Consider the following 16,403-nt stretch of genomic DNA (forward strand, 5'->3'; position numbering starts at 1 on the left):
TGGCGATTCTCCTATGCTTTTAATTGTTCAATTCTGTTTTTCACACCATCATATTTTTCTTGATAACGTTGTTGTTTTTCTTTTTCTTCGTTGATGATTTTTTCTGGCGCTTTATTAACAAAATTTTCATTAGATAATTTTTTATCAACACGATCTAGTTCTTTTTGTAATTTATCTAATTCTTTTTCTAAGCGTGCAATTTCTTTATCCATATCGATTAAACCTTCTAAAGGCAATACAACTTTACCAGCAACTACTACTGCAGTCATCGCTTTTTCTGGTATATCAATATGTGTATCTATCGTTAATTCACTTGGATTACAGAATTTATGAATATAATCTGCATTTTCAATAAGTGTTGCTTTAATATTTTCATCTTTGGCTTGAATGAAAATAGGAATAGCTTTTGAAAGTGGTGTATTCACTTCAACACGTGATTGTCTTACAGATTTGATGATTTCAACTAATTGTTGCATCGTTTGTTTACTATCTTCAAAGATATATTCTTCTTTAACAGTTGGCCATGATGCTTTTACAATTGTTTCTCCTTCATGCGGAAGACTTTGCCATATCTTCTCAGTGACAAATGGCATGAATGGATGTAACATTCTCATTGTTTGATCAAGTGTGTAACTTAAAACAGAACGTGTTGTTTGTTTTTGTACCTCATCATCACCATTCATTGGGATTTTACTCATTTCAATGTACCAATCACAGAATTCATCCCAAATGAAGTTATATAATGCTCGACCAACTTCACCAAATTCATATTTCTCGCTTAAGTTTGTAACTGTTTCTATTGTTTCGTTTAAGCGAGTTAGTATCCATTTATCTGCAAGGGATAAATTACCACTTAAGTCGATATCTTCGAATTTAAATTCTTCTCCAATATTCATTAAACTGAAACGTGCACCATTCCAAATTTTATTAATGAAATTCCAAACGGATTCTACTTTTTCAGTAGAGTAACGTAAATCATGACCAGGTGATGATCCTGTTGCTAAGAAATATCTGAGACTGTCTGCCCCATATTCTTCAATAACATCCATAGGGTCTACACCATTACCTAAAGACTTACTCATTTTTCGACCATCTTCAGCTCGAACTAATCCATGAAGTAAAACATCATTGAATGGTCTTCTATCTGTAAATTCCAGACCTTGGAATATCATTCTCGCAACCCAGAAAAAGATAATGTCATAACCCGTTACTAACGCATTCGTAGGATAGTAGCGTTTGTAATCGTCGGCATCGATGTTTGGCCAACCTAAAGTAGAGAACGGCCATAACGCACTTGAGAACCAAGTATCTAATACATCTTCATCTTGTTCCCAATTATCAATGTCTTTAGGTGCTTCTTCTCCAACATAAATATCTCCTGTTTCTTTATGATACCATGCAGGAATTTGGTGTCCCCACCATAATTGTCTAGAAATCGTCCAGTCTCTAATTTCTTCCATCCAGCGATTGAAAGTATTCTCAAAACGTGGTGGATAAAAATCAATGCGATCATCCGTTTTTTGATTATCAAGTGAACGTTGTGCTAGTGGTTTCATTTTTACAAACCATTGCGTAGATAAGTACGGCTCAACAATAGCACCAGAACGTTCAGAATGCCCAACTGAGTGAACGTGCGCTTCAATTTTAATAACTAAATCTTGCGCTTTTAAGTCTTCAACTAACTGTTTACGGCATTCGAAGCGATCTAAACCAGCATATTTACCAGCTTTTTCGTTCATTTTACCATTTTCATCCATGACTATAATATTTTCTAAATCATGTCGTTGCCCAATTTCAAAGTCATTTGGATCGTGTGCAGGTGTAACTTTCATTGCCCCACTACCAAAATCAATATCAACATATTCATCAGCTAATATTGGTAATTCACGACCAACAATAGGTAATATAACTGTCTTTCCAATTACATCTTTATAGCGGTCATCATTTGGATTTACTACTATAGCAGTATCTCCTAACATTGTTTCAGGTCTTGTTGTTGCGATTTCAATATACCCTTCACCATCAGCATAAGGATATTTAAAATGATAAAAATGACCTTCAACGTCTTCATGAATGACTTCAATATCTGATAGTGCAGTTCGAGCTTCGGGATCCCAGTTAATAATACGTTCTCCACGATAGATGATACCTTTATTGTATAAGTCAACAAAGACTTTTCTCACTGCTTTACTTAATCCGTCATCCAAAGTAAATCGTTCTCGACTATAATCAAGTCCTAAACCTAATTTAGCCCATTGTTGGCGAATAAATGATGCGTATTCCTCTTTCCATGACCAAGCATGTTCTAAGAACTTCTCACGCCCAATATCATGACGAGAAATGCCTTGTTCTTTTAATTTAGCATCTACCTTAGCTTGAGTAGCAATACCAGCATGGTCCATACCAGGTAAATATAAAGTGTCATAACCTTGCATACGTTTCATTCGCGTAATGATATCTTGTAACGTTGTATCCCATGCATGTCCAAGATGTAATTTACCTGTTACATTGGGTGGTGGAATTACAATTGTATATGTTTCTTTTGATTTGTCTTCTGAGGGTTTGAAATAACCATTCTTTACCCATTCTTCATAACGCCCAGCCTCAACTACGCGTGGATTATACTTAGGCTCCATGTTCATCGATTAAAAACCTCCTAATAATTAAAAAAACATCCTCCTAAATAACATAGGACGGATGTTCCGTGGTACCACCTAAATTCAAGCATATATCCATATACTTGCACTTAATTTGATTAACGCTCAAACACGCTTTTATCTACTTATTAATTGTTCAATAAAAGTTCAAGTGGGCTACCTTCAGATTGAATGTTATACATATTTACACCGACCATATGCTCTCTGTGCTATCATTCAAACTTACTCTTCCCAATAATATATTTCATTACTTAATTATAGTATAATGGAAATCGTGATAAGTCAATCTCTTGGAGGTATATTTATGAATGAATGTGCATTTAGCACAACAGACCCGACTTACTTAGATTATCATGACAATGTCTGGGGACAACCTATGTATGATAGTAAAGCATTGTTTAAACTTTTAGCTCTAGAATCTCAACACGCTGGGCTATCATGGCTCACTATATTAAAAAAGAAGCACTCATATGAAGAAGCATTTTACAACTTCGAACCAAGCAAAATTGCACAAATGACACCAAGTGATATTGATGCATTAATGGAATTTCCAAATATTGTTCATAATCGTAAAAAGTTAGAAGCCATTGTGTCACAAGCCAAGGGCTATTTCGAAATAGAAAAAGACTATGGTAGCTTTAGCCACTTTTTATGGTCTTATGTAAATCACAAACCCATTGATTTAAACTACACAAATGCTTCGGAAAGATTAACCGTAGATGATCGTGCTAAGCAATTGTCTAAAGACTTAAAAAAATATGGCTTTAAGTTTCTTGGTCCAGTAACCGTATTTTCATTTTTAGAAGCGGCTGGGTTATATGACGCTCATTTAAAAGGATGCCCATCTAAACCTTCATAAAATTAATATGGGGTGGCACAGAAATAAAATATATTTGTTGTCCCACCCCAGCTTGCTTAGCTTGTAGCTTTTTATGATGACATTCACTTAGCTAGGACCCGGCTAGCAAGGATAACTAGGTTTGTTAAACGTTTGATTTAAGCATCTACTTAGTTCAATCGGCTACTGTAAATTTACCAAGTAGTATTATCTAACTATTTTGCCCCAACCTCATCTTTTTTTCAGAAATTTCGATATACCACCACGTAAGAAAAAGCCAATGATAGGTGCTACTACAAATAAAATAAAAAAGATTCTAAATATATGGAAACTGGAAATCATTGCCACATCTGCCCCAGTTGCCATTGCGACTAGAACAATTTGACTCATACCTCCCGGCGCCCCACCTAAAAATAATTCATTAATATTATTATTTGTAAACAGATGCACAACGTATACCATGATAAATGATCCAATGATTAAAAAGACATTTTGATAAATTATAGCTATGGCAATACGACCTTTTAAATCTGAGAGTAAATTGGCAATCTGTAGTCCGATTCTTATCATATATATCACTTGTGCAGAAGCAAGGATATAGTTATCCAATGTAAATATGTGTTGTGTCGTCAAATTCCAAATAACCAAAACTAATATAGGCGCTAATAATTGTTTAGTAGGAAAATTAATTTTTGCCATAAAACTATAAACAATGGCAATACAACACACGAGTAATATTACTTGCGATAAGTTAAGTACTTCTGTTAATGGTGGTGCTTTCAGAGGCGTTACGCCATTATCACCATGACTACTAAAGAAATATGAAATCATTGGTATTAATATCACTACAAAAATGACTCGAGACGTTTGCGTTAAACTCACCACGAGTATATTTGCATTTTTATTTTCCTCAGCCATGATCAACATTTGACTTAATGCACCGGGTATAACACTTAATATCGCCGTTTCAGTGTTAACATTCGCTATTTTCTTAAAAAAGAATGCTATCAGTAGCGATAAAATGATGAGTAATAGTGTAACAATAATAATTGTCAGCCAATCATCATTGATATCATGAAGCACTTCAGTTGTGAATGTCGATCCGATTTGAACACCTAATAAAATAAGACCAATCTGACTGAACCAAAAAGGCCATTTAACCTCTAATTTAAATACTTTAATGACAATTATTGATGCAATAATAGGACCAAACATAAATGGTAAAAGAACGTGTGCAACATGCAGTATCAAGCTTATTACAATTGCTGTCACTAAAAGAATAAAGTTATTGATCCATATTTTTTTCATTATGCATCCACTTCTTTCATTAAAAATGAGGTTAAGACATCATCGAGTTGAAAGTCCTAACCTCATTCTATTTCATAACATTATACAATACGACTTAGAGCAGTATCAAATGCTTGGATGGTTTTTTCAATGTCTTCTTTACTATGTGCTGTAGATAAAAAAGTACCTTCAAATTGAGATGGTGGTAAGAATACCCCTTCTTTTGCCATTTCACGATACATTTGACTAAATCGTTCTAAATCACTTTTATTTGCTTCTTCAAAATTAGTAACAGGTCCTTCATTTAGGAAGTATCCAATCATAGAACCAGCTCTATTTATAGTGATTGGGACGTTATGTTTACTGAAGACTTTTTTAAGTCCCTCTTCTAACATATCACCTAATTCTTGGAAATAGTCATATGACTCAGGTGTTAATTGACTTAATGTTTCATAACCACTTGTCATCGCTAACGGGTTACCTGAAAGTGTTCCTGCTTGATAAATATTACCTACTGGCGCAATTTTATCCATTATTTCTTTTTTACCACCAAAAGCACCTACTGGTAGTCCGCCACCGATAACTTTACCTAAGCAAGTAAGATCTGGAGTAATACCAAAGTAACCTTGTGCACAATTGTATCCTACTCGGAAACCTGTCATAACCTCATCAAAAATAAGAAGTGCACCATAATCATTTGTAATATCACGTAATCCTTGTAAAAATCCATCTTTAGGTGGAACAACACCCATATTACCTGCAACAGGCTCTACAATAATACCAGCTATATCATCCCCGTAATTCTCAAATGCAACTTTAATTGCATCAAGATCATTATAAGGAACGGTGATTGTATTTTTAGCAGTGCCTTCAGGTACACCAGGTGAATCAGGTAAGCCAAGTGTTGCAACACCAGAACCCGCTTTAATTAATAATGAATCACTATGGCCGTGATAACATCCTTCAAATTTAACGATTTTATTACGTCCTGTATAACCACGAGCCAATCGTAAAGCTGCTAATGTTGCTTCAGTTCCAGACGAAACCATACGTACCTTTTCAATTGATGGCACACGTTCGATAACTAATTCAGCAAGTTTATTTTCCTCTAAAGTAGATGCACCAAAACTTGTGCCTCTATCTACAGCTTCATGAAGTTTTTTAATGACTTGTTCATTCTTATGTCCTAGAATTAATGGCCCCCAACTTAATACATAATCAATATATTCATTGCCATCAATATCATAAATTCTTGATCCTTTAGCATGATCCATAAAAATTGCTGGTGTATCTACAGATTTAAATGCTCTTACAGGGCTATTAACACCACCTGGCATTAGATTTTCAGCAACTTGCATTGCCTCTATCGATTTCTCGTAACCCATATCAAAGTCCTCCTACTAGTTATTTTATTTATCTAAATAACGACAAATGTCTTTAGCAAAGTAAGTAATAATCATATCTGCGCCAGCGCGTTTCATAGAAACCATTTGTTCCATAACAACACGTTCTTCATCAATCCAACCATTTTGAGCTGCAGCTTTCGTCATCGCATATTCACCACTAACGTTATAAGCGATAACAGGAATATTTGTATTATTTTTAACATCTCTAACAATATCTAAGTAACTTAACGCAGGTTTTACGATCATCATATCTGCGCCTTCTTTTAAGTCACTTTCAAGTTCACGGAATGCTTCTAAACGATTTGCAGGATCCATTTGATATGTTTTTCTATCTCCAAATGACGGTGCAGAGTCTGCCGCATCTCTGAATGGTCCAAAGAAGCTTGATGCGTATTTAATGCCATAACTCATAATTGGAACATTATAATAACCTGCGTCATCCAAGCCTTTTCGAATTTCAGCGACAAAACCATCCATCATATTACTTGGTGCAATAATATCAGCACCTGCTTCAACTTGTGAAATAGCCGTTCTAACAAGCAATGGTAAGGATTTATCATTATCTACATCATGCGTATGCTCATCGATCACACCACAATGTCCGTGGTCTGTATATTCACATAAACATGTATCTGCAACGATTAATAAATCTTGATGCAATGCTTTGGCTTTTCTAGTCGCTTCTTGAATAATGCCATTATGATCATATGCACCGGAACCTACATCATCTTTTGCATTCGGCACACCAAAGAACATAATCGCTCTTATACCTAAGTCATATGCCTCATTAATTTCATCATCTAACAAATTTAAACTGATTTGATAAACGCCAGGAAGTGATTTTATTTCACTTTTTACATCATCTTTTTCAACTACAAATATTGGGTAAATTAAATCTTCTTTTCTAACATGATTTTCTCTAACTAAATTACGCATTGATTCTGATGAACGTAATCGTCTATGTCTATCAAATTTCATTATTATACCAACTTTCAATAATTTTATTTATAAGCGATTCTGAAGTTTGTTTATCTGCTACCAATGAATTTAAACCATGTTGATGTAATGTGTTCGCAGTTTGCTTTCCTATTGCAAAATAGTTATCAAACTGTTTCGGCACATCATGCTTTATATATGCGTTCACAGCAGAAGAACTTGAAAACGTTATAGCATCAATTTTATGACTTTCGACTTGTTGAATCACTTCACTAATATTTCTATCATTCGCAATAGGTTTATATAAATCGATTTTGGTCACACTATTAGTTTGTGCTAACGTTTGTTGAAGTTTAGGTCGCGCCATAGCACTACTTGGTATTAAAATAGATTGATTTTCTTGTTCAAACTGTTCTAACAATCCTTCTTGAGAGTAATCATCAGGAACAAAGTCCACATTAATATTTAACGTTTCACATAGCTCTGCTGTTTTCTTGCCAATAACTGCCACATAGTTAACATCTACTTGATTCAAATATTGATAAAATAATCGAACTGCATTTTTAGAGGAAAAAATAATCCAGTCATAATTATGATGCAAAACTTGAGAGTCAAATTCAAGTGATTGAATTTCAATAAATGGCTTATGCACTATGTCAACTAAATCACTATTAAATTCACTCGATTGCGTCATAACTACAACTGGTTTCATAATTCATTGCACCTCTATAATTTGGTTTAATGCGATTGTTCTTCGTTTAATTTTTTTATGATGTCATAAGCGCCTTGCTCTTTTAATACACGACTGACTTTTTCACCTAAATCAATTGGATTGCTACCAACTTCTGTATGTTCATATCTTTCTGAGCCATCTGGCGTCATAATGAGCCCAGTAAATTCAATTTCCCCATTTTCTTTGTTTGTGGCATAACCACCAATAGGTACTTGGCAACTTCCATCCATAGCCGAAAGGAATGTTCTTTCAGCAGTAACACAGTCTGCTACTGATTGATTATGGACTTTCTGCAATAATTCTAATAACTCGGTATCATCACTACGACATTCAATACCTAATGCACCCTGGCCGATAGCTGGTAATAAAACATCTTTATCTAAATACGTTGTAACGATGTCATCTGACCAACCCATGCGTCTCAATCCAGCAGCAGCTAAAATAATGGCATCATAATCTTCTGTTTCAAGTTTATGAAGGCGCGTGTCAATATTACCTCTTATCCATTTTATTTTTAAATTAGGATATTTAGATAAAATTTGAGCACCACGTCTTAATGAACTTGTTCCAATAATACTACCGTCTGGTAATTCATGTAATGGAACATGATTTTTTGAAATATAAGCATCAAACGGTACTTCCCTATCTGGAATACAACCTAAGGTTAAACCTTCAGGTATGATGCTTGGCACATCTTTAAGTGAGTGAATCGCCATGTCGATATCTTTGTCAAAAAGTTCTTGCTGAATCTCTTTGACGAATAGCCCTTTTCCACCAACTTTAGATAGTTGTTTGTTTACAATGCGATCACCTTTTGTGACAATCTCTTTAATTTCAATTTCTAGAGTTGGATCCACTTCTTTTAACTTATCGATAAATTGTTGGCTCTGTGTTAAAGCAAGTTTACTTCTACGTGAGCCTACAACTAATTTGCGCATACTTGTTGCCTCCTAATGACATTTAAAAAATTTAAGTGAAATGCGTTGTAAAAAATAAATTAACCATACATAAGCAAAATAACACAATGTTAAAGTAGATTAAATAAATTGTTTTAAACCAGTGATTGATACGACTTATTAAATAAATAGCGTAGAAAATGGTAATAATTGACGATAGTACTACTTTAGGATCAGCAAAGATACTATGACCAATGGCATACACGCCCCACTGAGCACCTAGGATAACACTTAAAATCAAGATGATGAATCCACCTAAAGATGAGTAGAACACAACGGTTTCAAGTGTAGCTACGCTACCAATCCTAAAATACTTTTGATCAAAATTCTTCTCTCTCAAATTTCGGTACTGAATAATATAAAGCAACGAATTAACAAAAGCTAAAGCAAAAAATGCATAACTTAATACTGCTAATCCAATGTGCACTAATAATAATTCATTAATGACTGCAACCCGTTGCACGTTTGTTGAATAATGTTCAGGTTGAAACGTATTCATCATTAATAAGATAAATCCTATTACATTAAGAAAGAACACAGAAAAACTTAATACTTTAACAACATTTAAAATCAGTGCAATACATATGATTATCCACGATAAAAAGAAAAATACATCAAATAACGAACTTAAAGGAATTCTATTATGTGAAGTGATATAAACAGACAAAGAGATTGTTTGTAATATCCAAACAATCCCTAATGTATAAATTCCCAATTGTCTAATTTTATGACTCTTTTTAACGAAGTCAATAAAATAACAGAGAATACTAATTAAATATATAATTAATATTATTTCATGAAATCTAATAAACAGGGTCTCTTGCATATTATCACCATATAAATATGCTTATTCAAAACTAAAGATATGACGGATAGACATTTCTTTTTCTTTTTGTGCTTTACGCGCTTTAATATGTTCGTAAGGATCTTCAGCATCAATATCAAATATGTTTTGAAATAGCTCTAATTTTTCATTACTTCTCTTATCATTACTCAATTCTTTGGCCTGTTTTATTGGATCTTTCAACATTTGATTGATAATACTTTTAGTGTGTTTCGAAATTATTGTACGTTCTCTATCTGTAAGATTAGGAAGCTTTCTGTCGATACTATCCATCGTTTCTGATTGGATTGTCATTGCTTTTTCACGTAACGCTCTAATAACAGGTACAACACCTAACATATTCACCCAATCGTTATGTGCCTGTACTTCATCAGGAATCTGACTGGCTATAAAATCTGCAGCCATTTGACGTTCTCGTAAATTTGCATCAACTAAACCTTTAAGGTCATCCACATCATAACTGAATATATTCTCACTAATGTTAACATCTGGTTCAATATCTCTAGGAACTGCAATATCAATTAACAGTAATGATGAAGCTTTTCTTTGAAGATTGACATCTTCTATCATAGATTTTGTAACAATAAAGTCTGGTGAACTTGTTGAACTGATAACAATATCCGCATCAGTCAATAGAGTTGGTAATGACTCAAGTGTATTATAATTCACGCCGTGCTTGTTTGCTAATTTATACGCATTAGTTTCAGTTCGATTTACAACAGTAATATCATCAATACCTGAACCTAACAAATTTAAAAGTGATAACTCACTCATTTCCCCTGCACCTATGATGATAGCTTGTTTACCTTTTAGTTTACCAAATACCTTTTTAGCTAATTCAACCGCAGCATATGAAACGCTAACAGCATTATCTGCTATATCAGTTTCATTATGCGCTTTTTTAGCGAATGTAATAGCCTGTTTAAATAAATGATTGAACATTGTACCAGTTGTTTGAAGATCTTGAGCTAAAAAGAATGCGTCTCTCATTTGTCCAAGAATTTGTGTTTCACCCAGTACAATAGAATCTAAGCCAGAAGTGACACGCAGTAAATGTTCAACTGCTTCGTCCCCCACTTTAACTTCTGACATTTGTTTTATATCATCTACTTCAAATCCAAATGAACGCGCTAAAAATCTTTGTATATAATAACGACCCGTATGGATTTGATCAACTATGGCATATACTTCAGTACGATTACATGTAGATAGAATAACGTTCTCTAAAATAGATTTAGTTTCGAACAAATCTTCATGGGCTAATCGTAAGGCATCATCTCTAAAAGCGACTTGCTCTCTAAGTGCTACATCGGCAGTGCGATGATTTATACTTAAAGCAATAAAATGCATTTATAACGCCCTCCAAATACTAACAATACTGTTAGTATAACACATAATTTAACGATTTTAAGTTGATTGCTCAAACAAATTAGAAAGATTCTAATTTAAAGTCAAAATTTTGACACTTTAAACATAAAACAATCTAAACAAAAGTTTCAACTTTGTTTAGATTGTAATGATTATAAATAATTAGCAATTAAATCCCATATTTGTTGCTGTTTAGTATTTTGAATTGATGAGTAACTAATGATCGTGTCATCAGGATCTAAATCTAATTTTTCTTTGATATTTTTGATGTGCTTTTGAACTTTGCCTTTAGCAATCTTGTCCTCTTTAGTACAGATGACTAAAGTAGGAATATCAAAATGTTTTAAATAATTATACATTAAAACATCATCTTCCGTAGGATTGTGGCGTAAGTCAACTAATTGAATAACTAACTTTAAACTTTCTCTTTTAGTCAGATACTCTTCTATCATTTTACCAAATTTCTCACGTTGAGATTTACTTACTTTTGCATATCCATATCCAGGTACATCAACAAATATTAATTGATCATCAATATTAAAGAAATTTAATGTTTGTGTTTTCCCTGGCTGTTGTGACGTACGTGCCATATTCTTTCTACCTATCATACTATTTATAAATGAGGATTTACCGACATTTGAACGTCCGCTTAACGCTACTTCAAATAAACCTGACTCTGGATACTGTGCTTCTTGAACTGCACTAATAATTAAATCAATATTATTAGGATTAATATTCATAGATTATCCTCTCTTTTAGAATTAATTTTAACTGTTTCATTATAATATATATTGTGATATTTCTAAACAAACAATTACTCAAAATAAAAAAGAGTGGAACGGAATTCAAATTGAATTCGAGGTCCCACTCCAATTTATATTTGTTTTGAATTTCTTTAACACTGGTGACTGTGAATCATTAAAGCATATTAAGCAATATATTTAATTAAGCAGATGTTTTACTATCATTCAATAAGTTGCCTTCAGCGTCATATAGTTCTGGTTCAACTTCATCATTAATTGTTTTATCTGTAATTACGACTTTAGTTACATCTTCTGATGATGGCACATCATACATGATATCAATTAATGCTTCTTCAATAATAGAACGTAAGCCACGTGCACCTGTTTTACGTTCAATTGCTTTTTCACTTACAGCAGCTAATGCTTCTTCTGTAAATTCTAACTCGACATTATCAAGTTCTAACATTTTAGTATATTGTTTTACTAAAGCGTTCTTAGGTTGCGTTAAAATATTTTTAAGCGCCTCTACATCTAATGTTTCTAAGTTAGCAACAATTGGCACACGTCCGATAAACTCAGGAATTAAACCATATGATTGTAAATCTTCTGGACGAATTTGTTCTAACAATGCTTCTTCATCATATTTATCCGCTTCATTACTTGCAAATCCAATTACTTTTTCACCTAAGCGACGTTTAATAACTTCATCGATGCCATCAAACGCACCACCTAAAATGAATAAGATATTCGTTGTGTCAATTTGGATTAATTCTTGGTTTGGGTGTTTACGTCCACCTTGTGGTGGCACGCTAGCAGTCGTGCCTTCAAGAATTTTAAGTAAAGCTTGTTGAACACCTTCACCAGATACATCACGTGTAATAGACGTATTCTCAGATTTTCGAGCAATCTTATCAATCTCATCAACATAGATAATACCTTTTTCAGCTTTATCAATATCAAAGTCGGCTGCTTGAATTAATCGTAATAGAATATTCTCTACGTCATCACCAACGTAGCCAGCTTCTGTTAAACTTGTAGCATCTGCAATTGCAAATGGGACGTTTAACGTTTTGGCTAATGTTTGTGCGAGTAAAGTTTTACCGCTACCAGTTGGTCCTATTAACGCAATGTTACTTTTTTGTAACTCGACTTCGTCTTCATTAGGTCCTAATTGTTGAATACGTTTGTAGTGATTATATACAGCTACTGCTAAAGATTTTTTAGCTTTTTCTTGACCAATAACATATTCATTTAAATGATCCATAATTTCTTTCGGTGTAGGCAGTTCAGTAAATTCTTCAGAAGTCGTTTGAGCCAACTCTTCTTCCACAATTTCTGAACATAATTCGATACACTCATTACAGATATATACGCCACTTCCTGCGACTAATTTCTTAACTTGGTCTTGGTCCTTACCACAGAAAGAACATTTTAAATTTTCTTCATCTTCATTGAATTTAAACATTCATTTACACCTCTATTCTTAAACGACTATACTAGATAGCATTCTACAATGCAAATTCATGGTTAACAACTAAAATGCTTAAAACATAGAGTAGCAGGTTACATATATTGATGCACCTGCTACTTTAAATTTTAATTATTAATTTAACAATGAATTATTATTTGTCTTCTTTTGTAGATTCAACGTATTTAGCATTGTCTCTAAGTAAGTCAATAACTTTTTGAATACGTACATCATTTTTAATGATGTCTGTATTACCTAAAGTGTTTTTAATATCTTCTACAGAGATATTAAATTGTTTACTCATTTTTTCTAATTCTTTATCGATATCTTCATCAGTTGCTTCAATATTTTCTTTATCTGCAATTGCTGAAAGTGTTAAGTTTGTTTTAATGCGTTGTTCAGCATCATCTTTCATTTGTTCTCTTAGTTGAGACTCATCTTGACCTGAAATTTGGAAATAAGTTTGTAAGTCTAATCCTTGTTGTTGAATTCTTTGACCAAATTCTTGAACCATACGATCTAATTCAGTATCAATCATTGCTTGAGGAATATCGATTGTTACATTATCAGTCGCTTTGTTAATTGCTTCTTCTTTTTCTACATTTTTAGCTTCTTCAGCTTTTTGTTCTGATAAACGTTTACGTAAGTTTTCTTTGTATTCATCAACACTATTAGCTTCAGAATCTAATTCATTAGCGATTTCGTCATCTAATTCTGGTACTTCTTTATATTTAATTTCGTTTACTTTTGTTTTGAAAGTAGCTTCTTTACCAGCTAATTCTTCAGCATGATATTCTTCAGGGAATGTAACAACTACGTCTTTTTCTTCACCTGTTTTAACGCCTACTAATTGATCTTCAAATCCAGGGATAAATGAACCTGAACCGATTTCAAGGTCATAACCGTCAGCTTGTCCACCTTCAAATTGTTCACCGTCTACATAGCCATCAAAGTCGATATTCACTGTATCACCATTTTCAACAGCGCCATCCTCTTTAACTACCATATCAGCTAAGTGACCTAAGCTGTGGTCAATTGCTTCTTGTAAATCTTCATCAGTTAATTCTGAATCTTGTTTTTCAATTTCTAAACCTTTGTAATCACCTAATTGAACTTCTGGTTCAACCGTTACAGTAGCTTCAAATTCGAAATCTTTACCTTTTTCAATTTGTGTAACATTAATTTCAGGTTGTGCTACTGGGTTAATACCAGTTTCATCAATCGCTTCACCATAAGCTTCAGGTAATAGAATGTCTACTGCATCTTGATATAATGCTTCTACACCGAAACGTTGTTCAAAGATAGGACGAGGCACTTTACCTTTACGGAAACCAGGCACGTTAATTTGTTTAACTACTTTTTTAAATGCTTGATCTAATGCTTTGTCTACTTTTTCTGCTGGAACTGTAACTTTTAATAATCCTTCGTTACCTTCCTTTTTTTCCCAAGTTGCTGTCATGTATAAATACCTCCATGATTACATTTTTATTTTTTCAACTTCCCTATTATAGCACACGTCCAATACGGACACAAACAGTCTTTTATAGGGCTTTAAAACACTTTTAAATTTCAATAATCTAACTTTAACGAATTCATTTAATATTATAAAATAATTTGCTCAAAGTTGACCATCAAGTTGATGAATAAAACTTAATACGTCTAAATTAGCTTCCGTACTTTCTATACCAATCATTGATTTAAAATAAACATCATATCCCATAATCCAATCTTCATAATCAAATAATTCATATATATTAAGTGGATATAATAATATAGCATGGTTATTCATTGCATGTATGGCTTCATCTATGATGTTTAGCGCTCCATTCTCTAAACGCTCAATGACTTTAGGAATGACTTGAGTTTTAAGTTCAGTATGTTCTAGACCATTAAGCTCAGATGGAATAACTTTAATGGAGTGACCCATCTTTTTTATCGAAATCGCTGAATGATATCCAGCAAACCTTAAAAATTCGATCATTAAACTCTTTAAATTATCTGCTTCTACCTCATTGGCTAGCAAAAAGGCAATGGTTTCTTTAAATTCATAATGGCCATTATCAATCAATTTAAGTATTAATTGAATTTGTTCGTTTAGGTTCAAGGTGTTGAATTTAGTCAACATTTGACTAGTTATATGTTTATCTTCATTCAACTGTGATTGCGCATATTCTTTTAGTGGGAATAACGCCATTCTAGTTTTATGACTTTGAACTTCATCTATGATCTGATTAATAACATTGACGGATTCATAATACTGCCCAAGACCATTTAACGCTTTGATGTAATATAACATTAACTCATCATATTGTTGAATCCCTCTTTTCAAGAGTACAATAGCTTCTTCTCTTAACTCTAAAAAAGAATTTAAATGATACAACATATTACATTTAATTAATGCTAGTGTTTCGTCTAATTCAAATTGTGTCTCATAATTTTCAAACAATTGGTATAGCATTTCATATTGTTGCTTATTATGTGCTACTTTAATATCTTTATATAATTTTTGTTGCAATTTCGGAAAAGGGATAATATCAGACATTTCATCTCCCTCCTATAACTCTTTTAAAATCAATGCACTCCATGTTTCAAAATCATCATAATTATCAATGCTTTCTTTCTCCAACCATTGAACTTTTAATGTATCTGTTTCGCGAACTTCAATATCATTTGAGTTAACTTTAATTTTAAAAACTACACCAATATGTACTTTGCCAACATCATTTGTATCATCATTTATAAATCCGATATATTCCATATTTTGAGAATTGGCTTCAGATAATCCTACTTCCTCTTCAAGTTCTCTTTGAGCATTTTCTCTTAAAATTTCATTAATCGAACTCGCGCCTATTACATCATTCATGTGTCCACCCACACCAATAGATGATTGACCGTGTAAACGTGATTCTCCACCACCGCTTAACCTTTTATAAATTAGCAATTCATTTTTTTCATTTTCTAGTAAACAATATGAAATTAATTGTTTATAAGAAGGGTCCTCTTCCATATCTCCACGTCGTTTAACTTCATATTTAGAAAAAGTATTAAATATTGCTTTGCCTTGTGGATCATTTTTAGTTAAAAACCCATTAAAGGCATTTGATTCTTCTTCAAAAAGAATATCTCTTGGTACTACTATAATTTGCTCATCATATTTAGACATAGTG

The 16,403-nt window shown here is 33.0% G+C and carries 14 protein-coding genes and 1 other annotated feature; of the genes, 1 reads left to right on the forward strand and 13 read right to left on the reverse strand.

The features are described from left to right. Nucleotides 1-11: 11 nt before the first annotated feature. A complete protein-coding gene (locus KA828_RS12415; RefSeq protein WP_210126317.1) occupies nucleotides 12-2,642 on the reverse strand; it encodes a valine--tRNA ligase in 2,631 nt (876 codons plus the stop codon). A 44-nt stretch (nucleotides 2,643-2,686) separates the two neighbouring features. After that, nucleotides 2,687-2,905 (reverse strand) — a binding site (T-box leader). A 56-nt stretch (nucleotides 2,906-2,961) separates the two neighbouring features. On the opposite strand from KA828_RS12415, the gene KA828_RS12420 reads away from it, so the two are divergent. Then, nucleotides 2,962-3,516, forward strand: a complete 555-nt coding sequence (locus KA828_RS12420; RefSeq protein WP_075108325.1) for a DNA-3-methyladenine glycosylase I — start codon at nucleotides 2,962-2,964, stop codon at nucleotides 3,514-3,516. 210 nt (nucleotides 3,517-3,726) lie between these two features. On the opposite strand, the gene KA828_RS12425 is transcribed toward KA828_RS12420, so the two are convergent. The 12 genes from KA828_RS12425 to KA828_RS12480 all read right to left on the reverse strand — a co-directional run bounded on the left by KA828_RS12425 (nucleotide 3,727) and on the right by KA828_RS12480 (nucleotide 16,399). Beyond that, nucleotides 3,727-4,803 (reverse strand): AbrB family transcriptional regulator, encoded by a 1,077-nt coding sequence (locus tag KA828_RS12425; protein ID WP_210126318.1) that lies wholly within the window; start codon nucleotides 4,801-4,803, stop codon nucleotides 3,727-3,729. 80 nt (nucleotides 4,804-4,883) lie between these two features. Beyond that, complete coding sequence (hemL, locus tag KA828_RS12430; protein WP_210126319.1) at nucleotides 4,884-6,167, reverse strand: glutamate-1-semialdehyde 2,1-aminomutase; 1,284 nt, start codon at nucleotides 6,165-6,167, stop codon at nucleotides 4,884-4,886. Between the two features lie 24 nt (nucleotides 6,168-6,191). Then, entirely contained in the window at nucleotides 6,192-7,166 is a 975-nt protein-coding gene (gene hemB / locus KA828_RS12435; protein WP_075108322.1) for a porphobilinogen synthase, read from the reverse strand. Continuing rightward, nucleotides 7,156-7,836: a uroporphyrinogen-III synthase gene (locus KA828_RS12440; protein WP_075108321.1), complete on the reverse strand. Its 681-nt coding sequence runs from the start codon at nucleotides 7,834-7,836 to the stop codon at nucleotides 7,156-7,158. Before KA828_RS12440 ends, hemB begins: the two co-directional genes overlap by 11 nt. A gap of 26 nt (nucleotides 7,837-7,862) precedes the next feature. Continuing rightward, a complete protein-coding gene (hemC, locus tag KA828_RS12445; RefSeq protein WP_075108320.1) occupies nucleotides 7,863-8,795 on the reverse strand; it encodes a hydroxymethylbilane synthase in 933 nt (310 codons plus the stop codon). Between the two features lie 31 nt (nucleotides 8,796-8,826). After that, nucleotides 8,827-9,639, reverse strand: coding sequence for a cytochrome C assembly family protein (locus KA828_RS12450; RefSeq protein ID WP_075108319.1), 813 nt, complete (start codon nucleotides 9,637-9,639; stop codon nucleotides 8,827-8,829). A 21-nt stretch (nucleotides 9,640-9,660) separates the two neighbouring features. Further along, complete coding sequence (gene hemA / locus KA828_RS12455) at nucleotides 9,661-11,007, reverse strand: glutamyl-tRNA reductase (RefSeq protein ID WP_193839245.1); 1,347 nt, start codon at nucleotides 11,005-11,007, stop codon at nucleotides 9,661-9,663. 170 nt (nucleotides 11,008-11,177) lie between these two features. Then, the gene (yihA, locus tag KA828_RS12460) at nucleotides 11,178-11,765 is read right to left on the reverse strand and encodes a ribosome biogenesis GTP-binding protein YihA/YsxC (RefSeq protein WP_210126320.1); all 588 of its coding nucleotides are present in this window, start codon (nucleotides 11,763-11,765) and stop codon (nucleotides 11,178-11,180) included. Between the two features lie 205 nt (nucleotides 11,766-11,970). Continuing rightward, a complete protein-coding gene (clpX, locus tag KA828_RS12465; protein WP_070854903.1) occupies nucleotides 11,971-13,233 on the reverse strand; it encodes an ATP-dependent Clp protease ATP-binding subunit ClpX in 1,263 nt (420 codons plus the stop codon). 157 nt (nucleotides 13,234-13,390) lie between these two features. Further along, a complete protein-coding gene (gene tig / locus KA828_RS12470) occupies nucleotides 13,391-14,695 on the reverse strand; it encodes a trigger factor (protein ID WP_053029595.1) in 1,305 nt (434 codons plus the stop codon). A gap of 159 nt (nucleotides 14,696-14,854) precedes the next feature. Continuing rightward, entirely contained in the window at nucleotides 14,855-15,778 is a 924-nt protein-coding gene (locus KA828_RS12475) for a hypothetical protein (RefSeq protein WP_075108317.1), read from the reverse strand. 12 nt (nucleotides 15,779-15,790) lie between these two features. Then, nucleotides 15,791-16,399: an NUDIX domain-containing protein gene (locus KA828_RS12480; RefSeq protein ID WP_075108316.1), complete on the reverse strand. Its 609-nt coding sequence runs from the start codon at nucleotides 16,397-16,399 to the stop codon at nucleotides 15,791-15,793. Between the last annotated feature and the right edge of the window lie 4 nt (nucleotides 16,400-16,403).

The sequence above is a fragment of the Staphylococcus sp. GDY8P85P genome (assembly GCF_017892405.1).
Lineage (GTDB): Bacteria > Bacillota > Bacilli > Staphylococcales > Staphylococcaceae > Staphylococcus > Staphylococcus borealis.